This window comes from Conexibacter sp. JCM 18997 (genome assembly GCF_055391915.1).
Map to the genome: position 1 here is coordinate 139,366 of NZ_AP043885.1, position 23,434 is coordinate 162,799.

Genomic DNA, 23,434 nt, shown 5'->3' on the forward strand with positions numbered 1-23,434 from the left:
TGCGGGGCGTGCACGTCGTCGAGGGGCGCTGGAACCACAACATCCACCACCACCCGCTGGTGCTCGACGCGGTGCCCGTCGGCGCGCGGCGCGCGCTCGACGTCGGCTGTGGGGAGGGCCTGCTGGTGCGCGAGCTGGCCGCGCGCGTGCCGCAGGTGACGGGCATCGACCCGGATCCCGCGAGCATCGCGCTGGCCCGCGAGCTCCCGCTGCCGGGGGTCGAGTACGTGCTCGGCGACGTGATGACCCATGCCTTCGCCCCGCGCTCGTTCGATCTCGTCGCTTCGATCGCCACGCTGCACCATCTGGGCGACGGGGCGGGTCTGGTCCGTCTGCGCGAGCTCGTCGCGCCGGGCGGCCGGCTGGTGGTCATCGGCCTCGGGCGCCCGCGCTACCCCGCCGACCTGCCCTGGACGCTGGCCGGGTCGGTGCTCACCCGCTGGCACACCGCGCGCACCGGCCATTGGCAGCACAGCGCGCCCACGATCTGGCCGCCGCCGTTGACCTACGCGCAGACGCGCGCGCTGGCGGCGCGCACCCTGCCCGGCGGGCGCTACCGCCGGCATGCGCTGTGGCGCTACTCGCTCACCTGGACGGCGCCCTGAGCCAATCCACGAGCGCGTCGGGCGCGGCCATCGCCGGCAGATGGCCGCTGTCGATCGCGTCGGCCTGGACGCCGATGCGCGCGGGCGCCAGCTCCCGCATGAAGGCGAGCGGGAACAGCCGGTCGTGGCGGCCGCCCAGCACCCGCGTGGGGATGTCCGGCCAGGCGTCCAGCGGCCACGGGTCGGCCATCGGCGTGCCGCACTGGTCGCGGGGCGGCGCGGCCAGCGGCCCGGTCAGCACCTCGGCCGGGACGTCGTGCAGGAACAGCTCGTCGGGGTCGAACGGCCGGTCGGGATCGCGACCGGCCTCCACGTCGGCGGCGCGCATCGCGTCGCTCTGGCCGCTGGTCGTCCACCAGTCGCCCGCGGTCTCGCCGGGCAGCGGGATCATCGGGCAGACCAGGTCCAGGCGGCGGGCGCCGAGGCGCACCGCCACCTGCGGGGCGTAGAAGCCGCCCAGGGACTGCCCGACCACGACCACGTCGTCGATGCCGGCCGCGGCATCGACGACGAGATCGACGTAGTCCGACAGGTGCGCGCCGGGGTCGTCAGCCGGCAGATCGGGCGAGATCGCGTCGTCGCCCAGGGCGCGCAGGCGCGGGACGACGAGGCTCCAGTAGCTGGCCTCGCCGCCGGCGCCGGGGATTAGCACGTAGGTCGTCATCTGCAGTGAGACGCCGCTGGGGCGGCTCGCTCATCGGTGCGAAGTTGCCGAACACGACGACGCGGCGGATCGCGGGGTTGCGGGATGGCTCAGGCAATGGCGGCCTCCGACAGCTCCCACAGCCGGTCGGCGTTGGCGGGGTCCACCGCGTAGGCGGCCACGCCGGCGAGCGTCTCGGGGTCGGGCTCGGCGATCACCGCGGGCTCGTTGACGTCCTCGAAGTAGCGCCCGCCCAGGCCCTCCAGCTGCGGCGATGTGGCCACGAACACCGACGTCGCGGCACCCTGCTGCGGTGACTTGAAGTGCGGGATGCGCGACTTCAGCTGGTCGAGGCGCTCGTCGGTCATGTGCCGCGTGAGGTTCGTGAGGATCGGCCCCGGGTGCACCGCGTTGGCGGTGATCCCGTCGCCGGCCCAGCGCGCGGTCACGCCCACCGCGAGCAGCACGTTGGCCGTCTTGGACTGCCCGTAGGCCAGCCACGGGTCGTAGTCGCGCCGCTCGAAGTTGACGTCGTCGAACACGACCGGCGAGCGCAGGTGGCCGCGCGAGCTGAGCGAGACGATCCGCGCGTTGCCGGCCGCGGCCAGGGCATCGTGCAGGCCGACGGTCAGCGCGAAGTGACCGAGGTGGTTGGTGGCGAACTGCAGCTCCCAGCCGGTCGGCGTCAGCTCGCGCTCGGGCAGCGCCATGATGCCGGCGTTGTTGACCAGCAGGTCCAGCGGTCCGTCCCACTCGGCCACGAAGGCGGCCACCGAGTCGAGGTCGGCGAGCTCCAGCGGCCGCACGTCGATCGCGTGGTTGCCGGTGGTCTGACGGATGTCGGCGGCCACGCGGACGCCCTTGGCGTTGTCGCGGGCGGCGATGGTCACGGCCGCGCCCGCGCCGGCCAGCGCGCGAGCGGTCTCGACGCCGATGCCCGACGCGCCGCCGGTGACGATCGCGCGCTTGCCGCTCAGGTCCAGGCCGTCGACGACCTCGGCCGCCGTCGAGTCGAACCCGAAGGGGGTGGTGATGCGGGTCTGGGTGCTCATGCGGCCACCGCTCCGTTGGCCAGCTCGGCGAGCCACTGCCACTGCTCCCAGGACTCCAGGCGCTTGGCGTACTCGGGCTGGATGACGCCGAGCGGGGTCGAGCCGAAGAACACGCGCAGCGGCGGCTGCGGGGCGTCGACCAGCTCGAGGATCGCGGGCCCGGTGGCCAGCGGGTCGGCCGGCTGCCACTTCCCCCGGTTGGCCACCCGGGCGGCCCGGATGGGCTCGTAGGCGTCGATCGGGTCGGCCACGACGGCCGACGCGGTCGACCAGTCGGTGGGGTAGCCGGTCGGCTCGACGAGCGTGACGTGGATGCCCAGGTCGGCGACCTCGGCGGCCAGTGACTGGCTGAAGCCCTCCAGTGCCCACTTGGATGCGTGGTAGAGCCCGATGGTCGGGAAGGCCTGCACGCCGCCGATCGAGGACACCTGGATGATGTGGCCCGAGCCCTGGCCGCGCAGGATCGGCAGCGCCGCCTGCGTGACCCACAGCGCGCCGAAGAAGTTCGTCTCCATCTGCGCGCGGGCCTGCTCCTCGCTGACCTCTTCGATCGCGCCGAACAGGCCATAGCCCGCGTTGTTGACGACGACGTCGAGCTGGCCGAAGTGCTCATGGGCCTGCTGGACCGCCGCATCGACGCCGGGCTTGTCGGTGACGTCGAGGGCGATGGGGAGGACCGCGTCGCCGTAGCGGGCCACGAGGTCGTCGAGCGTCTCGAGCCGACGAGCCGTCGCGGCGACCCGATCGCCGCGCTCGAGCGCGGCCTCGGCCCAGATGCGGCCGAATCCCTTGGAGGTGCCGGTGATGAACCAGACCTTCGACATGGGGGTGGTCTCCTTCTGTCGCTAACCTGTAAACGGAGAGAACCTCCGCTTCTGCGAACACAGTAGCAGCAAAACGGAGGCATCCTCCACTTAGACCATGGGCACGACCGCCGACAAGACCATGCGCGCCGATGCGCGCCGCAACCGCGAGAAGCTGCTGACCGCGGCCGCCGAGCTGTTCGCGGCCGAGGGCACCGACGTCTCGTTGGAGGCCGTGGCCAAGCACGCCGGCGTGGGCATCGGGACCCTGTACCGCCATTTCCCCACGCGCGAGGCGCTGATCGCCGAGACCTACCGCAACGAGGTCGCGCACGTGACCGACGGTGCGGCCGAGCTGCTGGCCACGCTCCCGCCCGACCAGGCGATGGAGGCGTGGCTGGAGCGCTTCATCGCCTACGCGGCGGCCAAGCGCGGCATGGCCGACGCGCTCAAGCAGCTGGCCGTCTCCCGCGAGGAGCTGTTCCCCGAGGCGCGCCGGCGCATCGGCGAGACGATCGACTCGCTGCTGGACGCCGGCGTCCAGGCGGGCACGATCCGCCCGGACGTCACCGCCGACGACGTCTACCGGGCCACGATGGCGATCTGGAACATCCCCGCCAGCGACGACTGGATGGACCAGGCGCGCACGGTGCTGCGCCTGGTCATGGACGGCCTGCGCTACGGCGCGCGTCAGTGACGCGTGATCTGCAGCTGGATCGGCGCGGTCGGTCCCGACGGCTCGTCTGACCGGCCGGCAAGCCGCCGGTGGAACGCGCCGGCGACGCGGTTGGCATGCGTCTTGGCCAGCTCGGCGCGGGGCCCCTCGAACAGCTCGTCGACCGTCTCCCACCAGAGCCGCACCCAGCGCTCGAAGTGACCGCGCTTGAGCGGCGCCTTGCGGTTCAGGCTGGCATGGGGGGCGAAGGCGCCCCCGGTGTAGGACTGGGCGCCGAGCAGGATCGTCTCCCAGAACGACGTGATCTGCGGCACGTGCTCCTCGAGGTCCAGGTGCGCGACGTCGGTGAACAGGTAGCCGATCATCGGGTCGGTCAGCGCGCGGCCGTAGAAGGCGCGCACCAGGCGCTCGCAGTCGGCCCGATCGGCGATGTCGTGGCGCTCGGCACTCACCACCGAGAGGCTAGATGACTGATTCCATGACCCGCGCACCCGCCGCGGCATCCACCAGCTGCACACGAATTTCCAAATCAGGACACTAGACCTGGACGGTGACCACCTGACCGGTGCGTTCGCCGTCGGCGCCGCCCCAGCGCATCGTGACCAGGAACAGCGTGCGGTCGTGGAGGGCGACGGCGAAGCACCCGCGGTCGGTCTGGACCCGATCGACGATCTCGCCGCCCTCGGCCACGCGCACGGCGCTCTGGTTGGGCACGTCGCCGTACCAGACGCCCCCGGTGGGGTCGACGCAGATGCCGTCGGGCGCGCTGTCGGGGACGGCGGCCCAGGTGCGTCGCGGCGAGAGGCTGCCGTCGGGCGCGATCGCAAAGGCCGAGATGCGCGCGGCGTGCGACTCGGCCACCAGCAGCGTCGCGCCGTCGTCGACGATCTCCATGCCGTTGGGGAAGGCCAGGCCCTCGGCCACCCGCCGCGCTGGCCCGCCGTCCGCGGGCACGACCGCGACGAAGCCCTCGTGCGGGTCCGCGCCGCCCATGTCGTAGCCGATGCCGTTGACGAACAGGTGCCCGCGCGGATCGCGCACGAGCTCGTTGAGCGGATGCTCGGAGAGCGACCGCAGGTCGGCGACCGGCCGCAGCGCTCCGTCGTCGCCGCGGCGCAGCAGGCGCCCGTCACCGGTGACGATCAGCAGGCGGCCGTCGGCGTCGAAGGCCAGGCAGAACGGAAACGCGTCGACGTGCGCGACCACCTCGCGGCTGCCGTCGGCGGGATCGACGGCCAGCACCTCGCCGGCGGCCCAGTCCGACAGCCACAGTCGTCCGTCGTGCCAGCGCGGCGACTCGCCGAACGCGAGGCCGTCGATGAGGATCTCCATGCGCCTACAGACGCCGCCCGGGGGCCGAACTCATCGCGGGCACCAGCTCGGCCGACTGCACGTAGGCCATCGCCTCGGCGAAGCGCGGCTCGGCGGCGCGGGTCAGGTAGTCCTCCGGGGCGACGTCGGCCAGGTGCTGCTGCAGCCACCACACGTTGCCCAGCGGATCGCGCACGCGGGCGACGATCGAGCCGAAGGCCAGCTCGGTGGGGACCGTCACCGGATCCGCGCCGGCCACCAACGCCTGCTCGAAGCTGGCCACGCAGTCGTCGATCCACAGGCGCAGGAAGGCGGGCGTGGGGCAGGGCGCGTCGTGGTCGAAGGCCATCACGACCGCGTCGCCGATCCGCGTCTCGGCGTGACCGATCCGGCCGTCGGGCCCGGCGATGCGCGCGATCTCCTCGGCGCCGAAGGCCTGGGCCAGGAAGTCGAGCAGGGCGGCGGTGTCGCGGGAGATGATCCACGGGGTCACCGTGGTGTAGCCGTTGGGGATCATGGCGGCGACGCTACGCGCGATTGCGGTCACATCCTGTCCGCAAGGAACTGCTTGACCAGCGTCTTGGGCGCTTGCACGAGCCAGGCCTCGGTGATCAGCTCCTCGAGGTCGGGCACGGCGATCGCGTCCAGGCGCACGAGGATCGCCGGGTAGCCGTCGAAGTGCGGCGTCGTGAAGTAGACCGCCGGGTCGTCGGCCAGCAGCGCCTGCTTGGCCACCTCGTGCTCGACGCGCGCGCCCAGGATCGGCCCGGTCGGGGCGTCGGCGCCGAGCGCCTGGAGGTCGGTCTGGCGCAGCGGCCGCTCCCACACGAAGCTCTTGGTCCGCACGCGCCAGCCGCGCTCCCCGCGCCTGGGCTCCTCGTGCGTCTGGGGCAGTGCGAGCGCGAGGCGGCTGACGTCCTCCCAAGTGGCCACGAGTCCACGCTACCTCAGGGCACTAGACTGAACAGGGCATCACCGCGGGGACGACATGGCTTCGACACGGTCGGCTACGGGGTGGTGGTTGCGAGTCGAGGTCCCGGAGGCCTCGTTAAACCCCGGGAAAACCATACGTGCGGACTCTCACGAGTACGCCCTCGCTGCTTAGTCACTAGCTAAGCGAGTCGAGGTTCGGGTCCCGGCCAGCCTGCCGCTGGATCACCCGAATCAGATATGCAGGCTTCACCCCCGGCGGTACGCCTCTGCCAATGGGGGGACATCTTCAGGAGGCTGGTTCCCTGGAACCCCGCCGGCGAGGCGACCAGGGGACGAGATCAGAGCGCCGGATACGCTCGTAGAAGCCATCACCACGCGACTGTGGACGTGGGTTCGATTCCCACCGTCTCCACCATTTGAAGGAAGAGCGAACCCCGGTCCTCAGTTTGAGGGTCGGGGTTCTTTGCGTTCGTTGGAGAACCTGATCTCGGTGTTCGTGTCGGTCGATCCGGCCCGGATCGCGCGGATAATGCAGGCGATTAATTTATCGCCTTCGCGCCCTGCTGTTCGCCCGAGACGAGCGAAGCCTGCGCCTCGCGTAGCCCCGGCAGCCGTGATGGCATTCCTCCATCACCGTCCTCGGGCGACACGACGGGAGATCGCGGAAGCGATCGGGTCAGATGCTGGAGCAAGGCGCTGGTCGAGGACGCTGACCAAGATGGTCCAAGACGGCCTGGTGAGTACGCACGGATACGGCACTGGACGGACGTACTCGGCCCGAAGCTAGTAGGGCTCGCACCTCGTGTGACCCGCCCCCCGTCGTGCGTTGGCCGCCCAAGGGTAAGCCGCTTAGAGGCAAGGCATCCGATCGCTGGATTACGGTCGCATTCAATGTCAGGTGCTGCTCGCGCACACGTGTTCCTGAGTCACAGCTCGGCGGATCGCCAGCGGTGCGAGTGGCTCAAGGTTCAGGCGGCTGAGCTGGGTGTCGTGATGTACCTCGCTGAGCATGATCCGCAGCCAGGAACACTGCTTTCAGCCAAGGTCGAAGCGGCGATCGGTCGATCCGATGTCGTCGTGGTCCTGCTCACTCACGCCGGGGTCGCGTCGCCGTATGTGCAGCAGGAGATCGGGTACGCCAAACGCGCCGAAAAGCTCATCGTTCCGCTTGTTGAGCCCAGTGTTTCCAGCGAGCAGCTTGCCATGCTCCAAGGCGTCGAGTACATCCCATTCGACTCAGAGCGCCCGCACGCCGGTCAGGCTGCACTCTTCGTCGCATTGAACCGGGTCATCGACACGCAATCGCGCAAGCGTGAACAGCGGGATGCCCTGATCCTCGTCGTTGCGTGTCTCGCGCTGCTAATCCTGCTGCGCGACTGATTACGAGGCATCGCCATCGGCGATGAGCCGCATCTCTGCGATGAGTTCGCGGATCCCGTCGGTTTCCGCTTTGCTCTCAAGAATGCCGATCAACGTCAGGCTGAACTTCGCGAGCGGATCACCGGTCAGCCAGGAGTCCAGCCACGGGTCGGTGATCGGCTGCAGGTGGTCTAACCCGGGTGGCTTCGGGAGCTTCGACAGGGCCTCTTCGATCTCGTCAGCCGTCTTCGTCAAGCCGGCAACCGACCAGTCGGAAATCTGTGCCTGGAACGCGATCGGCATCAGTCTGGCCTCGCGTGAATAGCCGTCATCGGCCGACATCCCGAACTGACCGTCGAGTCGAAGCCACTCCTCCGGTTCGAGTTGCTTCACCAGCGCGTCGGCCTCCGCTTTGATCGTGGGCATTCTCAAGGCGCCCATCCGATAGCCGAGGGGTCCGAGAAGGCGCTGGAGGCGGTAGGTCGCGGCCAGCAGTGGATCGTCGGCGAAGCCATTGGCGTGCTGTTGTGCCGCTTCCAGAGCGATGGCGCGGCAGTGCTCAGCACAACCTTCGTCTTCGGAGAGCAAGGCGGCAGCTGCCATTCTCAACGTCCGCAACGGGAACCACATCCGGGTGGCCTCTTCATCCTTCGGCGTCGTCGCTTTCTCGATGTCGTCGAACTCCCGGATGCGAAGGCGCGGCGGCTGATCCCGGACGATCTCGACGGCGCGGTCAATCGGCGCCCAATTGAAGAAATGAGGCCCGTTGATGTCTTGAGCGTGGCCCCACATCCCCGCGGCCGCCACGGCGGCCCCGCCACGTTCCGACAGATCACGATGAGCTTCGGCACGGATCTCGTTGCGACGTTCGGTCACCTGAGGCCGTACGTCGGCGACCATCTGTTTGACGTCGTCAATCGTGCGGTCGAGCGCCCCCAAGTCGATCTGCGCTTCCAGCGCAGACTTGAGATGGCGAAGCTGGCGGCGGCGAATCGTTTCGGCGATGCACGCCGCGCCGATCAGGTTCGCCAGGTCATCGAAGTGTCGCGGCAGCTCCGACTTAGGGTGGTCGAAGACCGGCAGAGTCCATTCGGGGACAGTCAGATCGAACACACCGAGACGAGCGCCGTCGCAGATGACCATGAACGGCACGTCGATCCGCGGATCAGTGGCGTAGGACCACGCCTGACCGAGATGCTGATGGGAGAACAGATCCTCTGCTGGTCTCTTGGCCTCGATGATCCAGAGGCGGTGTCCGAAGACGGTTGGTGCGAAGTCGATCTGGTAACGACTCGACCCGATCATCCGGACCGGAGGCGCTAGCCGCAGTTCGCGTTCGCGAAGGATCTGATGCCGGGTGCCGAGGCCGTACCCGAGCAACCGCAGCAGCGGCTCGATCCAGTCCCCGCGTATCTCTGCTTCGTTGCGCTCGCCGAAGTCGTACTCCGCGAGAAGTTGGAGATCGCCGGCCGGCATCGGCCAAGACTAGATCCGCATGAGGCGGCGGAGCCAACCTGTCTCGGAATCGCTCTGCCGGCTGGCACGAGGCCGCCGGTGGTGGCCAGCGGTTTGTGGAACGATCCATCGCGCATGCAGTTCCTGGCTGGCTATAGGTCGAACGTCCTACCGGCGGGGCGTGTGATCGAGCGGCCGAAGGGACCATTGCAGGTGGGGAGCCAGCCTTCAGCTACGAGTTGGGCAGATCACGAGCGCCGTGCATGCCCGCGTAGACCGCTCGGCTCTGATCGCCTGGCTCGGCACTCACGACGTACACATGCCAAGCCAGCTCGACGACCGGCTGACCGAGTTCTAGGGCCTGGGGGATGTCGCTTGGGACCACCGAGAGGATCTGCTGGCCATGATGCCATCGCCCCATCTCCGACTCGTCGGCCCGGGGGCCGCCGACGTAGACGAGCCTTGCTTGCGCTAGTTGTCCTGCTCGCGGACTTGCTGGACGCGGGTGATGGGTGGTCGGCCGCCGGCGGCTGAGTGTGGGCGCCTGCGGTTGTAGAAGCGGATGAAGGATGCCAGGGCGCGGTCGCGTTGGGTGCTGTTGTCCCAGACGCGGGCGTGCGCCCATTCGGTGTCCAGGGTGTGCCAGAAGCGCTCGATCTTGCCGTTCCAGCGCGGCGTGTAGGGCGGGGTGAGGATGTGACGCGCGCCGAGATCGCCCAGGGCGGCCTTGAACTCGTGGCTGATCGAGTAGCACTTTGAGCCAGGATGGGCTTCACGGAGATCTTGATTTGAGGGCGAGGCTGCTCTCAGAGAGGATCTGTTGCGATGTCTCGTCCGAGGAAGTACCCGTCCGAGTTGCTTGACCGCGGCGCCCGGGTGGTGATCGAGTCCGGCCGGCCGATCGCGCATGTCGCCCGCGATCTCGGCATCCCGCCCGAGAGTCTGCGCAAGTGGGTGCGCCAGAAAGAGGCCGACGAAGGCCTGCGCCCGGATCTGCCGACCGCGACCGAGCGTGAGGAGATCGAGAACCTCCGCAAGGAGGTCTTTGAGCTGCGTCGCGCGAACGAGATCTTGAAGGCGGCGAGCGTGTTTTTCGCGACCGAGCTCGACCAGGACCGAACGAAGTGACCGCGTTCATCGACGAACAGCGCGGGCGTTTCGGGGTCGAGCCGATCTGCCGGACCTTGGGCGTGTCGGCGTCCGCCTACTACCACCGGGCTACTGGGGTCCGATCGACCAGGGTCGTCGAGGACGAGCGGCTGCTGGCCCGGATCGAGGAGATCCACGCCGCCAACTACCACGCCTACGGCTACCGCAGGACCTGGAAAGAGCTGCGCCGGGCCGGCGAGACAGTCGGGCGCGACCACGTCCGCCGGCTGATGCGCCAGCACGCGATCCAGGGCGCCAAGCGCCGCGGCAAGCCCTGGCGCACGACGACTCCGGATCCGCGGGCGCTGCGCGCTCCGGACCGGGTCGAGCGCGACTTCACCGCCGATGGCCCGGATCGGCTCTGGGTCGCCGACTTCACCTACCTGCGCTGCTGGGAAGGCGTCGTGTTCTTCAGCTTCGTCATCGACGCCTACAGCCGCCGCATCGTCGGCTGGCAGTTCGCGTCGCACATGCGCACCGATCTCGTCCTGGACGCTCTGCGCATGGCGCTGGCCCGCCGGCGCCGATGTCGAGCTCGTCCATCACAGCGACGCCGGCAGTCAATACACCAGCTATGCCTTCAACCAGGTTCTCGACGACCACGGCGTCCTGGCGAGCATCGGATCGGTCGGCGATGCGTTCGACAACGCGATGGCCGAAAGCTTCGTCGACAGCTTCAAGACCGAGCTCATCGCCGACCGCGTCTGGCGCACCAGATCCCAGCTCGAACTGGCCATCGTCGAATACGTCGCCTGGTTCAACACCAGCCGCCTACACAGCGCCCTCGACGACGTCCCTCCGGCCGAGTTCGAGGCGCTCTACGCTGCGCAGAATCGGGCACTGGTCTTGACCACAGAATGAAAGTCGGAAACCACTAAACCCGGTCTCCGTCGAAACCAGCCCGGCTCACATCATCGATCTCACTCAGTGTCGCCTGGACGTCGGATGGTTGGAGAGCGCGGCAGATAAATGATCCGCGGCTTCCAGGAAGCCGTGGTGCGATACCGTCGCGCAATGCTGTCGGTTTCGAGAGTGGGCGCCATAGATATCGAGATCGGCGACGTCATCGACGCTCGAGCCCTTTCTCGGCCAGCGCCACGGTCAGAGGGCGGCGGCGATAGGCGAAAACAGGAAACAACCACGGCTTGGAATCGAAGCACGGGATGCCTAACGACAGTGAACTTGATCGCCTGAAGATCGCCCAGGATCAAGCCTTTCAAGCAATGCAGCTGGCCAGGCGGGATCAGGATTCCGCTTGGGAGAGGCGCAAATCCGCACAGCAGGCCTTGGATCGAGCCTACGAGCGCAAGAGCGATGCTCATGAGCGCCAGCAGGCCGCGTGGAATGATCTACAGGGAGTGCGCGCGCGCAATGGACCGCGCATCGACCGCTTGAATGACCAGCAGGAGCGCGCCTATCAGAACATGAAGGACTCGTTTGATCGAGCCTCTAACGCGCACGACGCGCGCGATGGTGCGGCGGCCCGATCGTACGCCGACGACGGACATCGATACAAGGCCGAGTCTCAGGATTGCGTCGCGGAACGTCGGCAGCTTGTTCAAGAAATACGAGAGGTCGGCGACCGACATAAGGCGACGCAGGAGCCATTTCAGGCTGCCAAACGAGAGTTCGATCATGTCAGAGCCCAGCACGCGCACGCCAAGGGAGATCACGAGCGAGCGCTGGACAAGTACCGTGCGTCTAGAGATACGTTTGAGCGTGCCAAGAAGGCGTTCCACGACCGGCTAGAGCGAGTTCGTGACGAACGCGATAGCAGGGGTCGTGATAAGCGGTGGATTGCCGAGCGAGCGGGGGTACCCGTCGAATATCGTGACGACACCTGGCTCACAGTCAAACCAGATGGCACAATGCACATCTACTTTGGCGGGCAAGGCTCACCGGATGGCCCCGGGCATGGCCACTACGTCATGGAACCCGGCGGGAATGTGAGCTACCGGCGCGATCCGTACGAGGAGCACGGCTCGCATAACTTCACCGATTCCGAAGGTGACTATGACTCTGTTATTGGCGCGATCGTCGCCAGTGGCGGAGAATTCGGATTTAACTGCGAGTTCCGCGGTTACCATGCCTACGTTGAGTCGAACCTTAATAAGAAGGGGCGGGAGAAGATTGACATCTACTACGGCCCTCATGGGCCGTTTGGTTCTGGCCACCATCACGCAGTAGCGCTCCGGAGCGACCCCTACACGTTCGTCTCCGACGCTATCCGCTAACAGACCGTGTGCTCCCGTCGCGATCCACGACCTCAAGGCGTTTCTTTGGACCGCGGTTCGTCTTTGTTCCAGGCCAGTCCACCTTTCGAGGCCCGCCCTGTGCGGGCCTCGGTCGTTGCGGGGCGACCGGTCGCTTCAGCGCCTGCGCGCGGCGAACGCGCGCAGGGCCGCCGCGGTCGCGGTGTCGCTGGGCGGGTTCTCGCTCAGCAGCCCGTACAGGGTGACGTTCGCGGTGGGGGTCGGTGCGTTGACCAGGACCGACCGGGCGCGGTTGCGCACGGCGCGGGTCGGGGACAGCGCGGTGATCTGGGCGGCCTGCTCGGCGCTGAAGCCGGGGCCGGGGTTCGAGGTCGACTCGCCGCGGGAGTCGTCGGGCGTGAAGTTGTCGTGCTCGGCCTGGGCCACGTCCGCAGGAGTGGCGGTCACGTCGGGGAAGCCGACCGCGGTGAGCGCCGCAACGAGGTTGGCGCGGGCGGTGGCGGCGTCGCCCAGCGCGGCGGCCAGCTGCTGGGCGTAGCGGCGGGCGGCGGTCAGCTGGCGCGCCTCGTCGGCCTTGTCGTGGGCCACGTGGGCGCCCTGGGAGCGGTTGATGGCGGTGTCGAGCGCGTCGCCCAGGCCGGACTCCCGGGCCATGACCGCCGCGTAGGCGTCGTACGCGCCGGCCACGGCGGGCGGCATGTCCGCGTCGGCGCTCGAGGGCGGCGTCAGGCGGACCGGCTTGGCCACCTTGCGGAAGCCCTTGTCGACGGGATCGGCGGACAGGCGGCTGTAGTACCCGCTCATCGCGGCGAGCGCGGCCGCCTCCAGGCCGCCGAAGACGGCGCAGGCCTTGGTCAGCGACGGGTCCGGGATCAGGGCGCAGGTGGCGGCCACGCCGCCGGCCGAGGCGGACTCGACGTTCAGGTCGGCGCTCTTCTTCGCGTAGGTCTGCTTCTCGGCGTCGGTGAAGCGCTTGGCCGGCTCCGGGTTGACGATCGTGAAGTCCGCGCGGCGCAGGTCCTCCCAGGATGCGGCCCGGTCGGCGTCGGTCTGGAAGTAGCCGATCTGGTCGCCGCAGCACGTCTCGTGATCGCTGCTGTGCTGGTAGACCGCGCTGACGCTGCCCGTCGAGGAGGCATAGATCGGCTGGATGTCCAGGTTGCTGCCGTTGTTGAAGCCGGGCCGGCAGTTGGCGCTGGGCGAGACGGAGCCGACCGCGCCGCCCAACGTGGTCGGCGCCCCGTCGAAGACGGACGCCTGCAGCTCACCGACGTAGGTGAAGTGCGCCGGCTCGTCGGGCACGACGGGCCGCTCGGCGGGCTTCAGGCACGGGCCGATGAACGGCCCGGCCAGCATCCCCGACAGGTGCCCGACGATGTTGCTGTGCACCTCGTGTAGCGGGAACACATCGCCCTCCATCGGCATGATGTCCGCGCTGGCCAGGGCGGGGCCCGCCGCGACGATCAGCGCGGCGAGCAGTGCGATGCGCCAGACGCCGCGCAGGCCGATGTCTCCCATGGGACGCCAACCTAGGACCGGGTCAATTAGCTGTCAAATCAACTGAAGCCGATATAGCCCCACGTGCTCCAGCCGGCGCCGTTGATCTGGAGGTAGAGCGGGCCGCCGGGCTGGCCGGCCGCGGCGGTCGTGCCGGTGTGGCCGATGCCCTTGCCCCAGCTGGGGACGATCGCGCTGGTGACGCTGAACTCGGCCCGGCTGAAGTCCGGCACCGAGCCGTTGAGGTAGGAGTGGGCGCCGGTCTGGTTCTCGATGAACTTGATGCCCTGGCGCGCGCCGTGGGTCAGCAGCAGCGTCCCGGGCGGCGTCGTCGGACGTGGCTTGTCGAACGGGGCGTTGCTGTCAGAGCCGTGGCCGAAGACGATCGGGCACTGGGTCGCGCGGTCGCGGTCGCAGGAGACCGAGAAGCGGATCACGTGGTACTGGTAGGCCAGCGGGGCCGTCGGGAGGTCCTGTGGGTCGACATCGACGTCGTCGGTGTCGCCGTCGTTGATCGCGTCCGCCGGGCCGGGGCCGTCGGGATCGAGATCGCCGTCGGCGTCGACGCTGACGGTCAGGCGCTTGGCGTCGCCGACCGTGGCGGGCAGGGCGAAGCGGTAGGTGTGCAGCACGGAGGACGCCTTGGGCACGTCGACGGGCAACTTGGCGCTGCCCTTGGCGTCGGCCAGCACGTTCCCGTCGGCATCCTTGACGACGACGCTGACGCTGCCCCGGTTGACGGCGCGAGCCGACACCTTGCGCGCGCCCGCGTCGGGATAGCGGACGCCGACGTCGACGCTGGTCCTGCCGTCGACGGTGAAGACCTTCACCGACTTGACCTGTGTGGGCGTGGCCGCCGATGCGGCGCCCGGGGTCAGCGCGAGCGCGCCCAGGGCGACCAGACAGAGTGCGGCGATACGTCGATGCATGACCCGACCTTCCGTGGCGGCGAGCAGAGCGCGATCAGCATACAGATCAACGTTCTGTTTGGCGCCCGGAAGGCCGGGTGTGGGCGATGGACTAGCCGCCGGTGCTGGGGCGCTCGGGGCGCGCGGCCTCGAACGCGGACTTCACGGCCGAGGCGTCGACGCCGAGCGCCTTGGCGATCGCGTCGTACATCGCGGTCTCGCGCGCGGTGTGGTCGGCCTCGTGCGCGGCGGCGATCTTCTCGAACGCGGCCTTGACCGTGGCCTGATCGATGCTCAGGCCGGTGGCCAGCGCGGCGATCAGCTTGCTGTCGTCGGGACGGCCCGGCTTGGCGCCGTCGGCCGGGCGCTGCCCGCCGCCGGAGCCCTGCGCGGGCGGGGTGCCCGGCTGGCCGGCCGGCGGGGTCGGGCGGTTGGCCTCGAGGATCGTCTGGATCTTCGCGGCGTCCACGCCGAGCGCGCTGGCCAGCTCGCTGGCGATGCCGTCCTTGCCGTCGCGGTCGGGCTTGGTGCCGTCCGCGGGGCGGGCCGCGTCGATGGCCGCCTGCAGCTGGTCGGTGGTCACGCCGAGCGTCTTGGCGATCGTGGCCAGCGCGTCGGAGCTCATCGGGCCTCCGCGACCCGGGCCGCCGGGACCACGGCCGCCCGGACCGCCGGGACCGCCCTGGCCGTAGCCGTACCCGGACCCGGCCTGCTGCTTGGACTTGGTGGCTGAGCCGCCGGAGGCAGCAGCGACCGCGGCGACACCGCCGCCGCCGACGAGAACCGCCGACGAGACGATCGCGGCAGTCTTACGGACACGTGGGGACATGGAGCGAAGCTCTCCTCACTGATGGCTTGCGGGGAAACGCTTCCCCGGGGACGTTGTCAGCATCCGGGTCACGCCTGAGATCCACCTGAGAGCTGCCTGACAGCGTTGCTAGCGTCGAGCCCGTGAGCGCCGAACCGACTGCCCTTCCCGCGCTGCGCGAGCGCCTGGCGATGCTCTCCGACCTCGGATCGCTGTCGCTGCTGGCCGCCTGGGACCAGCGCACGATGATGCCGCCCGAGGGCGGCCCGGCCCGGGCCCAGCAGATGGCCACCCTCCAGCGCGTCACCCACGATCTGGGCACGGCGGCCGAGGTCGGCGCCTGGCTGGAGGCGATCGAGTCCGACGGCGCCGACCTGGATGCGCTCGACCGCGACATCGTGCGCGTGGCCCGCCGCGACTACGAGCAGTCCGTGCGCGTGCCGGGCGAGCTCGCCGCCGAGGTCGCGCGCGCCGGCGCCGAGGGGCAGGACGCGTGGCAGTCCGCGCGGGCCGCGGGCGACTTCGCCGCGTTCGTCCCCGCCCTGCGGCGCAACGTCGAGCTGGCCCGCGAGCTGGCCGGCCACATCGAGCCGTCCGGCTCGGCCTACGACGCGCTCCTGGGCCTGTACGACCACGGCCTCACCGAGGCGCACGTGCGCGAGGCCTTCACGCGCCTGTCCGCGGAGCTGCCGGGCATCGTCGACGCCGCGCTGGAGCGCCCGCCGGTCGCCATCCTCGACGTCCCGGTCGCCGCCCAGCAGGCCGCGGTCGAGCACGTGCTGCGGCGCGTCGGCGTGACCGACGAGGGCTGGCGGGTCGACGTCTCCGCCCACCCGTTCACCGCCTGGACCGGCCCACGCGACACGCGCGTGACCACCCGCTACGAGGACGGCCAGCTGGAGTCGGTGCTGGCCGCGCTGCACGAGTTCGGCCACGGCCTGTACGAGCGCCAGATCGACGCGACGCTGGCCCGCACGAACCTGGGCGCCGGCACCTCGATGGCCGTGCACGAGTCCCAGAGCAAGCTCTGGGAGAACCACGTCGGCCGCCATCGCGCGTTCGCCCCGGTGATCGCCGCCGAGCTGACCGCCGGCGGGTTCGAGATCGGCCCGCTGCCGCTCTACGCGGCGCTCAACCAGGTGCGCCGCTCGCTGATCCGCACCGCGGCCGACCAGGTCACCTATCCGCTGCACATCGTGCTGCGCTTCGAGCTGGAGTCCGCGCTGATCGCGGGCACGCTCGACGTCGCCGACCTGCCCGGCGCCTGGAACGACGGCATGCGCCGGCTGATCGGGATCGACGTGCCCGACGAGGCCCAGGGCGTGCTGCAGGACGTGCACTGGGCGGCCGGGGCGTTCGGCTACTTCCCGTCCTACGCGCTGGGCTGCATGATCGCCGCGCAGCTGTGGGACCAGCTGGAGGTCGATCTCGGCGCCCAGGACGAGGCGCTGGCCCGGGGCGACGTCGCCCCGATCCGCGACTGGCTGGCCACCAACGTCCACCGCCACGGGCGGCGCCTGGACACCGAGCCGCTGCTGCAGCAGGTGACCGGTCGCGGCCTGGACGCCGAGCCGTTCCTGCGCCACGTGCGAGCCAGCGTCGAACCGATCTAGTGCCCTGAGTCACTAATTCGCCCGACTCAGGACACTAGAACCCCGACGAGGGGCGATCGCGGGCCGTTCTGGGCGGTCGAACGCGCCGATTCGGATCGCTCGATGCATCAGGAGCGCTCGAGACGGGAAGGCGCATCAGGTGAGCCACGGATCGGCAGCGATTGGTCGGCGCCCGCCGCCACGTACCCGCGCGGTCGGACGCCCCCGCGCGGTCGCGATGCTGATCTGGCTGTACATCCTGGCCATCGGGATCGCCGGGTTCGTCGTCGGCGGCGGGGCGGGCATCGTCATCGGCATCGTGCTGACGGCGCTCGCGGCGTTCGGGATGGCCACGACGCTGCGGCAGCGCGTGTGCGTCGACGACGCCGCCGTGCTGTACTGGCGCGGCCTGCGTGGCTGGGGCACGCCGATCCGCCTGGACCAGTTGCTGCGCGCCCACCTCACGCCGCTGGGGCGCAACAGCGGGCCGCAGCTGTACCTGGCCGACGCCACCGGCGCGACCGCCTGCGTGGACGCCACCAACGCCCGCCTGGTGCCGCTCTACGCCGAGCTGGCGCGGCACATCGCGCCCGGCAGCGACGTGGCCAACGCGCTGCTGCACAAGCGCATGGATCGCTTCCGATAGGGCGGTTATCCGTACCGTCGCCCGGCGAGCGGTTCGATAGCGTCCGGCCGCGCATGGCGGCGATCGAAGCAGAGGGGCTGCAGAAGCACTACGGGGAGGTGCGCGCGCTCGACGGCGTGTCGCTCGCGGCCGAGGAGGGCACGGTGCTCGGCCTGCTCGGGCCCAACGGCGCCGGCAAGACGACCGCGGTGCGCATCCTCACGACGCTGCTGCGCCCCGACGGCGGCAGCGCACGCGTCAACGGCCTGGACGTCATCAAGGACGCCACCGAGCTGCGTCGCCACATCGGCCTGGCCGGGCAGAACGCGGCCGTCGACGAGGGCCTGACCGGCAAGGAGAACCTCGAGCTGTTCGGGCGCCTGTACGGTATGAGCCGGGCCGACGCGCGCAAGCGCTCCGGCGAGCTGCTGGAGAGCTTCGCGCTGGAGCGCGCCGCCGACCGCGTCGTCGGCACCTACTCGGGCGGCATGCGCCGACGCCTGGACCTGGCCGCCTCGCTGACCGCGCACCCGCCGGTGCTGTTCCTCGACGAGCCGACGACCGGCCTGGATCCGCGGTCGCGGCTGTCGCTGTGGGACACGATCGCCGAGCGCGTTGCCTCCGGCACGACGGTGCTGCTGACCACGCAGTACCTCGAAGAGGCCGACCGCCTGGCCGACGAGATCGTCGTCATCGACCACGGCAAGGTCATCGCCCAGGGCACGGGCGCCGAGCTCAAGGACCGCGTGGGCGGCGACCGCCTCGAGGTGCGCCTCGGTGACGACGCGCAGGCCGACCTGGCCATCTCCGCGCTGGGCGAGGTGACCACCGAGGTGCCGGTGCTGCGCGACGGCCTGGTCACCGCGTCGGTCTCGCGCCGCGACGGCACGATGATCGAGGCCCTGCGCAAGCTCGACGACGCCGGCGTCGACGTGGCCGACCTGACGCTGCGCCGCCCGACCCTGGACGACGTGTTCCTGACCCTCACCGGCCGCGTGGCCGAGGAGCTGGGCGACGAGGAGGAGGACGACGCCTGATGCCCGCCGCCGTCCGCGACGCCCTGCTGATGGCCGAGCGCAACCTGCGCCGGATCCCGCGCAACCCCGACCTGCTGGTCGGCGTGACCTTCCAGCCGATCATGTTCGTGGTCCTGTTCACGTACGTCTTCGGCGGCGCGATCCAGACCCCGGGCTTCGACTACATCGACTTCTTCCTGCCCGGGATCGTCATCCAGATGATCGCCTTCGGCGGCTACGCGACGGCGCTCGGCATCTCCGACGACCTGCGCAAGGGCCTGATCGACCGCTTCCGCTCGCTGCCGATGGCGCGCTCGGCGGTGCTGGCCGGCCGCACGACGAGCGACATCGTGATGAACTCGATCGCGCTGATCACGATGGTCGTGTTCGGGTTCATCGTCGGCTTCAGCTTCGACTCCGACGCGGCGCGGATCGTCGCCGGCGTCGTGCTCGTGCTGGCCTTCGGCTACGCGATGTCGTGGCTGTACGCGTTCATCGGGCTGATCGCCTCGTCGCCCGAGTCGGCCTCGGCGATCATCACGATCGTCATCTTCCCGCTGACCTTCGTGTCCTCGGCCTACGTGCCCACGGACTCGATGCCCGCGGTGCTGAAGGCGATCGCCAACGCGAACCCGCTGACGACGATCATCGACGCGCTGCGCTCGCTGTGGCTGGGGACGCCGGCCCACACCGACATCTGGGTCGCCGTGCTGTGGTGCGCCGGGATCACGATCGTCTTCGGCGTGCTGGCCACACAGCGCTATCGCCGCACCGTCGCGCACTGACGCACTGACCTAGAGTTCCCGCGGTGCTTCGCCTGTCCGGCGCCGTGCTCGCCGCTCTCGTCCTCGCCTGCACCGCGGTCGCCCAGGCCCAGGCCCCGCAGCCGCTGGGCCTGACCTTGCACTCGGCCGACGGCCGCGTGGGCGCCACGCTCACCGGCCCCGATGGCGCCAGCGTGTCGCTCGTCGAGCGCGTCGGCGACACGGATCGGTCGCTGCCCGCGGTCACGCTGACCGGCGGGCGCGCGGAGGTCGCCGAGCTGGTGCCGTGGACCTGCGACCGCCAGCTGCGCCGCTTCGAGGCGCGCACCGGCGCCGAGGTCGCCCGCGCGGCGGTGCGCACGCCCTCGTGCGCGCGACGCCTGACCGTGGGCGACGTCGACGCCGGCATCCAGCCCGGCGACCGCGTGTCGGTCACGCTGGTCGACACCTGGGGCCAAGGGGAGCGCGCCCGCGTCTGCCTGGAGGTGCCGCGGACGGCCGCCCGCTGCCGGACCGTGCGGGTGCCCGCGGCGCCCAGCGGCCGGACGCTGCGCTACACCCTCACCGCCGCCGGCACGACGACGATCGACGTGACCGGCGTCGGCGGCCGCACCGTCCACCGCCGCGTCACGGTCCGCCCGCCCGCGCATCTGCGCCTGCTGGCCACCGGCGACTCGATGATCCAGATCATCGACTCCTACCTGGACGCGCGCCTGCCCGGCGCGACCGTGCGCAGCGACGCCCACATCAGCACCGGCATCTCCAAGCCGTTCATGCTCGACTGGGTGGCGCTGGCCAAGCGGCAGGCCGCGTCCGTGCGGCCCGACGCGACGGTGATGTTCATCGGCGCCAACGACGGCTTCCCGATCGGCTCGGCGGCCTGCTGCGGCAGCGACTGGATCGACGCCTACGCGGCGCGCGCGGAGACGATGATGGGGGCCTACCTGCGCGACGGCCAGGGGCGCGTCTACTGGCTGCTGCTGCCGCCCCCGGGCAAGGAGACGTTCGCGCGTGTCTTCACCGCGGTCAACGCCGCGTTGCGCCAGGCGGCCAAGGCCGTCGGGAAGGGCGTCGTGCTGCTCGACGACGGCGCGCTGGTCGCGCCCGGCGGCCGCTACACGCGCACGCTGGACGGCGTCGTCGTGCGTCAGGACGACGAGGTGCACCTATCCAACGCGGGCGCCTCGATCGTCGCGGACATGATCATCGCCGCGCTGCGCCGAGACGGCTTGACGGCATAGACACTCGTGGTCTTCCCGACCATCGAGTTCGCGATCTTCTTCACGGTGGTGCTGGCGCTGTCGTGGGCGCTGATGCCGTGGCCGCGGCTGTGGAAGCCGTTCATCCTGCTGGCCAGCGCCGTCTTCTACGGCGCCGCGAGCTGGAACTGGGTCGGGCTGCTGATCCTGGTCATCCTGGCCAACCAGCTGGCCGCGGTGGCGATCGCGCACACGACCGCGCCCCGCCGGCGCAGCGTGATCCTGGCCGGCGCCGTGGTCGCCGACCTCGGGCTCCTGGGCCTGTTCAAGTACTACGACTTCTTCGTGCAGGATGCCGGGCGCGTGCTGGACGAGGTCAACCTGGGCATGCCGCTGCCCTTGCTGTCGCTCGCGCTGCCCGTGGGGATCAGCTTCTTCGTCTTCCAGGCCATCTCCTACGTCGTGGACGTCAAGCGCGGCCTGCTCGAGCCGGCCAGCACGGTCGACGTGGCCATCTACCTGGGGTTCTTCCCGCACCTGGTGGCCGGGCCGATCGTCCGCGCCCGCGAGTTCCTCCCGCAGCTGGCCACCCCGCGCGATCCCCGCAACGTGGCCGTCGGCGCCGGCGTCGTGCTGATCTGCGTCGGCCTGGTCAAGAAGGTCGTGCTGGCCGACTTCCTGGCCCGCCAGATCGTCGACCCGGTCTTCGCGGTGCCCGAGCTCTACCACACGCCCGACGTCGCGCTGGCCGCCTACGCCTACGCCGCGCAGATCTACTGCGACTTCTCCGGCTACACCGACATCGCGATCGGCCTGGCGCTGCTGATGGGGTTCGTCTTCCCGAAGAACTTCGCCTCGCCCTACCGCTCGACCAGCTTCCGCGAGTTCTGGCGGCGTTGGCACATCACGCTCTCGCGCTACCTGCGCGACTTCCTGTACATCCCGCTGGGCGGCAGCCGGGGCGGGAGATGGCTGACCGCGCGCAACCTGATGCTGACGATGCTGCTCGGCGGCCTGTGGCACGGCGCCGCGTGGACGTTCGTGCTGTGGGGCGGCCTGCACGGCTCGATGCTGTGCGTCGAGCACTTCGCCGGCGAGCGGCGGATCGACCGCATCCCCGCCTGGCTGCGCTGGCTCGTGGTCTTCCACCTGATCGTGTTCGGCTGGATCCTGTTCCGCAGCCCCGACCTGAGCGTCGTCGGCGCGTTCCTGAGCGCGCTGGCGAGCCCGGGCGCCGCCACCCTGGTCACGCCCTTGGTGGTGGTCGCCGTCCTCGTGGTCATCGGTGGCCAGCTGCTCCCGCCCCGTCCGCTCGATGCGCTGCGCCTGCGCTTGGAGGGCCTGGCCGCGCCGGCGCTCGGCGTCGCGCTGGCGGTGGTGATCCTGCTCGTCGCCAGTACGGTGCCCAGCCAAGGTGTCCCGCCCTTCATCTACTTCCAGTTCTGACCCCGAGCATCCGTTCGTCACCGACGCGGCGGCGCCGATGGACGTGCGCGCGCGGCGGTTCCGGGCCCGCGACGGGATCCTCGCGCTGGTCATCGCGGTGGTGATCGTCGTGGTCTGCGCGGGTCCGTCGATCCGCGACAGCGGCGACGAGATGGACGCCGGCTGGCAGCGCGATCTGGTGCTGGCGGTGGGCCAGCCGGCCGGCGCGATCGGCGACGCGCTGCCGTTCTCGGGTTGGGCGCACGACGCGACCGCGTGGCTGTCGCCCGACGAGGACCTCGGCGACGAGGGCTCCTTCGCCACCGCGGGCGTCGGGGCGGCGGGCGCCGCGGGCGCCGCGGGCGCGGTCGCCCCGGTCGGGCCCGAGGCGTTCGACCCCGCCCAGCTGGGCCAGCCCGCGCCGGCCAGGCGCGCGCTGGGCACCCTGCTGGTCACCGGCGACTCGATGTCGATGCCGCTGGACGCGGTGCTGGCCCGGCGGCTGGCCCAGGACGGCGTGCAGACCGCGCGCGAGCCGCACATCGGGACGGGGATCTCGAAGTCCGACCTGCTCGACTGGGGCGCGCTGTCGGCCAAGCAGGCGCGCGAGCACACCGACGCGGTGGTCGTGTTCATCGGCGCCAACGAGGGCTTCTCGTTCCCGCCCGCGCGCAAGGGCGGGAAGCCGATCGCCTGCTGCGGCGCCGATTGGGCCGCCGCCTACGCGACGCGCGCCCGGCAGATGATGGACGCCTACCGCCGCGACGGGGCCGCCCGCGTCTACTGGCTCCAGCTCCCGCTCCCGCGTGACGCCGAGCAGCGCAGGATCGCCCGCGTCGTCAACGCGGCGGTCGCGGTGGCCGCCGAGCCGTACCGCAGCCAGGTGCGCATCGTGGACCTGGCGCACCTGTTCACGCCGGGCGGGCGCTACCGCGTGAGCATGGACGTCGACGGCCGCGAGACCGTCGTGCGCGAGCCCGACGGCGTGCACCTCAACGACGCGGGGGCCGAGCTGGCCGCCGACGCGGTGCAGCGCGCGCTGGCCGCCGACTTCAGGTGAACTGCGTGAGCGTGAACCGCACCTGGGCCTTGCCCTTGGCGCAGGTCACCTTGGCGTCGAACTGCGTCGGGCCGGTCGTGCGCTGCTCGCGGCAGGCGTAGCCGAGGACCTTCTTGACGCAGCGGCCGCTCGGCCCGTTGGCCGTGGCGCAGTCGCTGTAGACCTTGACCACCTTCTTGCCGCTGGTGCAGCTCGTGCCGGACGTCGACAGGGCCAGCAGGTAGGTCGGGCCGAAGCCCTTGCCGTCGGTCGGGAGCTTGCAGGTCGCGGCCGATGCGCTGGCGGGGATCGCAGCGATGGCGGCGAGGGCGAGCAGGGCGAGGAGCAGCGTGCGCAGCATC

At 70.3% G+C, this 23,434-nt stretch carries 26 protein-coding genes, 1 other RNA gene and 1 pseudogene; 15 read left to right on the forward strand and 13 right to left on the reverse strand.

What is annotated here, in order from left to right:
* Nucleotides 1-8: 8 nt before the first annotated feature.
* Nucleotides 9-605: a class I SAM-dependent methyltransferase gene (locus ACZ5UI_RS00690; protein WP_464193143.1), complete on the forward strand. Its 597-nt coding sequence runs from the start codon at nt 9-11 to the stop codon at nt 603-605.
* Here ACZ5UI_RS00690 and ACZ5UI_RS00695 read toward each other — a convergent pair.
* The 3 genes from ACZ5UI_RS00695 to ACZ5UI_RS00705 form a co-directional block, all read right to left on the reverse strand.
* Complete coding sequence (locus ACZ5UI_RS00695; protein ID WP_464193145.1) at nt 586-1,269, reverse strand: alpha/beta fold hydrolase; 684 nt, start codon at nt 1,267-1,269, stop codon at nt 586-588. The genes ACZ5UI_RS00690 and ACZ5UI_RS00695 overlap by 20 nt on opposite strands.
* Nucleotides 1,270-1,358: 89 nt before the next feature.
* Nucleotides 1,359-2,300 carry an SDR family NAD(P)-dependent oxidoreductase gene (locus ACZ5UI_RS00700; RefSeq protein ID WP_464193147.1) on the reverse strand — a complete coding sequence of 314 codons (942 nt, stop codon included), beginning with the start codon at nt 2,298-2,300 and terminating at the stop codon, nt 1,359-1,361.
* Nucleotides 2,297-3,124, reverse strand: a complete 828-nt coding sequence (locus ACZ5UI_RS00705; protein WP_464193149.1) for an SDR family oxidoreductase — start codon at nt 3,122-3,124, stop codon at nt 2,297-2,299. Before ACZ5UI_RS00705 ends, ACZ5UI_RS00700 begins: the two co-directional genes overlap by 4 nt.
* A gap of 97 nt (nt 3,125-3,221) precedes the next feature.
* On the opposite strand from ACZ5UI_RS00705, the gene ACZ5UI_RS00710 reads away from it, so the two are divergent.
* Entirely contained in the window at nt 3,222-3,800 is a 579-nt protein-coding gene (locus tag ACZ5UI_RS00710) for a TetR/AcrR family transcriptional regulator (RefSeq protein ID WP_464193151.1), read from the forward strand.
* Here ACZ5UI_RS00710 and ACZ5UI_RS00715 read toward each other — a convergent pair.
* The 4 genes from ACZ5UI_RS00715 to ACZ5UI_RS00730 all read right to left on the reverse strand — a co-directional run bounded on the left by ACZ5UI_RS00715 (nt 3,794) and on the right by ACZ5UI_RS00730 (nt 6,023).
* Nucleotides 3,794-4,231 (reverse strand): group III truncated hemoglobin, encoded by a 438-nt coding sequence (locus ACZ5UI_RS00715; RefSeq protein ID WP_464193154.1) that lies wholly within the window; start codon nt 4,229-4,231, stop codon nt 3,794-3,796. The two genes, ACZ5UI_RS00710 and ACZ5UI_RS00715, sit on opposite strands and share 7 nt — an antisense overlap.
* Nucleotides 4,232-4,316: 85 nt before the next feature.
* Entirely contained in the window at nt 4,317-5,111 is a 795-nt protein-coding gene (locus ACZ5UI_RS00720) for an SMP-30/gluconolactonase/LRE family protein (protein ID WP_464193156.1), read from the reverse strand.
* A 4-nt stretch (nt 5,112-5,115) separates the two neighbouring features.
* Nucleotides 5,116-5,607: a VOC family protein gene (locus ACZ5UI_RS00725; RefSeq protein WP_464193158.1), complete on the reverse strand. Its 492-nt coding sequence runs from the start codon at nt 5,605-5,607 to the stop codon at nt 5,116-5,118.
* Nucleotides 5,608-5,633: 26 nt separating this feature from the next.
* Entirely contained in the window at nt 5,634-6,023 is a 390-nt protein-coding gene (locus ACZ5UI_RS00730; RefSeq protein ID WP_464193161.1) for an MmcQ/YjbR family DNA-binding protein, read from the reverse strand.
* A 46-nt stretch (nt 6,024-6,069) separates the two neighbouring features.
* Here ACZ5UI_RS00730 and ssrA point away from each other — a divergent pair.
* Nucleotides 6,070-6,438: a transfer-messenger RNA gene (ssrA, locus tag ACZ5UI_RS00735) on the forward strand.
* Between the two features lie 500 nt (nt 6,439-6,938).
* Nucleotides 6,939-7,403 (forward strand): toll/interleukin-1 receptor domain-containing protein, encoded by a 465-nt coding sequence (locus ACZ5UI_RS00740; RefSeq protein ID WP_464193163.1) that lies wholly within the window; start codon nt 6,939-6,941, stop codon nt 7,401-7,403.
* Here the strand turns inward: ACZ5UI_RS00740 and ACZ5UI_RS00745 are convergent, their stop codons facing one another.
* Both ACZ5UI_RS00745 and ACZ5UI_RS00750 read right to left on the reverse strand, forming a co-directional pair.
* The gene (locus ACZ5UI_RS00745) at nt 7,404-8,858 is read right to left on the reverse strand and encodes a hypothetical protein (protein ID WP_464193165.1); all 1,455 of its coding nucleotides are present in this window, start codon (nt 8,856-8,858) and stop codon (nt 7,404-7,406) included.
* A 450-nt stretch (nt 8,859-9,308) separates the two neighbouring features.
* Nucleotides 9,309-9,746, reverse strand: coding sequence for an integrase core domain-containing protein (locus ACZ5UI_RS00750; protein ID WP_464193168.1), 438 nt, complete (start codon nt 9,744-9,746; stop codon nt 9,309-9,311).
* Here ACZ5UI_RS00750 and ACZ5UI_RS00755 point away from each other — a divergent pair.
* The 4 genes and pseudogenes from ACZ5UI_RS00755 to ACZ5UI_RS00770 all read left to right on the forward strand — a co-directional run bounded on the left by ACZ5UI_RS00755 (nt 9,663) and on the right by ACZ5UI_RS00770 (nt 12,220).
* Nucleotides 9,663-9,965, forward strand: a complete 303-nt coding sequence (locus ACZ5UI_RS00755; protein ID WP_464193170.1) for a transposase — start codon at nt 9,663-9,665, stop codon at nt 9,963-9,965. The two genes, ACZ5UI_RS00750 and ACZ5UI_RS00755, sit on opposite strands and share 84 nt — an antisense overlap.
* Nucleotides 9,962-10,456: pseudogene (locus ACZ5UI_RS00760) on the forward strand (IS3 family transposase); the annotation flags it as partial. The gene ACZ5UI_RS00755 and the pseudogene ACZ5UI_RS00760, both read left to right, overlap by 4 nt.
* Before the next feature lie 181 nt (nt 10,457-10,637).
* The gene (locus ACZ5UI_RS00765) at nt 10,638-10,847 is read left to right on the forward strand and encodes an IS3 family transposase (RefSeq protein ID WP_464197733.1); all 210 of its coding nucleotides are present in this window, start codon (nt 10,638-10,640) and stop codon (nt 10,845-10,847) included.
* A gap of 284 nt (nt 10,848-11,131) precedes the next feature.
* Nucleotides 11,132-12,220 (forward strand): hypothetical protein, encoded by a 1,089-nt coding sequence (locus ACZ5UI_RS00770; protein ID WP_464193172.1) that lies wholly within the window; start codon nt 11,132-11,134, stop codon nt 12,218-12,220.
* A gap of 135 nt (nt 12,221-12,355) precedes the next feature.
* On the opposite strand, the gene ACZ5UI_RS00775 is transcribed toward ACZ5UI_RS00770, so the two are convergent.
* The 3 genes from ACZ5UI_RS00775 to ACZ5UI_RS00785 form a co-directional block, all read right to left on the reverse strand.
* Nucleotides 12,356-13,717 (reverse strand): hypothetical protein, encoded by a 1,362-nt coding sequence (locus ACZ5UI_RS00775; protein WP_464193174.1) that lies wholly within the window; start codon nt 13,715-13,717, stop codon nt 12,356-12,358.
* A gap of 38 nt (nt 13,718-13,755) precedes the next feature.
* A complete protein-coding gene (locus tag ACZ5UI_RS00780; RefSeq protein ID WP_464193176.1) occupies nt 13,756-14,625 on the reverse strand; it encodes a hypothetical protein in 870 nt (289 codons plus the stop codon).
* A gap of 91 nt (nt 14,626-14,716) precedes the next feature.
* Nucleotides 14,717-15,433, reverse strand: a complete 717-nt coding sequence (locus ACZ5UI_RS00785; RefSeq protein ID WP_464193178.1) for a hypothetical protein — start codon at nt 15,431-15,433, stop codon at nt 14,717-14,719.
* A gap of 122 nt (nt 15,434-15,555) precedes the next feature.
* On the opposite strand from ACZ5UI_RS00785, the gene ACZ5UI_RS00790 reads away from it, so the two are divergent.
* The 7 genes from ACZ5UI_RS00790 (at nt 15,556) to ACZ5UI_RS00820 (ending at nt 23,093) form a co-directional block, all read left to right on the forward strand.
* Nucleotides 15,556-17,025: a carboxypeptidase M32 gene (locus ACZ5UI_RS00790; protein ID WP_464193181.1), complete on the forward strand. Its 1,470-nt coding sequence runs from the start codon at nt 15,556-15,558 to the stop codon at nt 17,023-17,025.
* A 217-nt stretch (nt 17,026-17,242) separates the two neighbouring features.
* A complete protein-coding gene (locus ACZ5UI_RS00795) occupies nt 17,243-17,650 on the forward strand; it encodes a hypothetical protein (RefSeq protein WP_464193183.1) in 408 nt (135 codons plus the stop codon).
* A gap of 53 nt (nt 17,651-17,703) precedes the next feature.
* The gene (locus ACZ5UI_RS00800) at nt 17,704-18,666 is read left to right on the forward strand and encodes an ATP-binding cassette domain-containing protein (RefSeq protein WP_464193185.1); all 963 of its coding nucleotides are present in this window, start codon (nt 17,704-17,706) and stop codon (nt 18,664-18,666) included.
* Nucleotides 18,666-19,430 (forward strand): ABC transporter permease, encoded by a 765-nt coding sequence (locus ACZ5UI_RS00805; protein ID WP_464193187.1) that lies wholly within the window; start codon nt 18,666-18,668, stop codon nt 19,428-19,430. Before ACZ5UI_RS00800 ends, ACZ5UI_RS00805 begins: the two co-directional genes overlap by 1 nt.
* Before the next feature lie 23 nt (nt 19,431-19,453).
* Entirely contained in the window at nt 19,454-20,650 is a 1,197-nt protein-coding gene (locus tag ACZ5UI_RS00810) for a DUF459 domain-containing protein (RefSeq protein WP_464193190.1), read from the forward strand.
* Between the two features lie 6 nt (nt 20,651-20,656).
* Entirely contained in the window at nt 20,657-22,054 is a 1,398-nt protein-coding gene (locus ACZ5UI_RS00815; RefSeq protein WP_464193192.1) for an MBOAT family O-acyltransferase, read from the forward strand.
* 37 nt (nt 22,055-22,091) lie between these two features.
* Nucleotides 22,092-23,093, forward strand: a complete 1,002-nt coding sequence (locus ACZ5UI_RS00820; protein WP_464193194.1) for a DUF459 domain-containing protein — start codon at nt 22,092-22,094, stop codon at nt 23,091-23,093.
* Here ACZ5UI_RS00820 and ACZ5UI_RS00825 read toward each other — a convergent pair.
* Nucleotides 23,086-23,433: a hypothetical protein gene (locus ACZ5UI_RS00825; RefSeq protein WP_464193197.1), complete on the reverse strand. Its 348-nt coding sequence runs from the start codon at nt 23,431-23,433 to the stop codon at nt 23,086-23,088. The genes ACZ5UI_RS00820 and ACZ5UI_RS00825 overlap by 8 nt on opposite strands.
* Between the last annotated feature and the right edge of the window lies 1 nt (nt 23,434).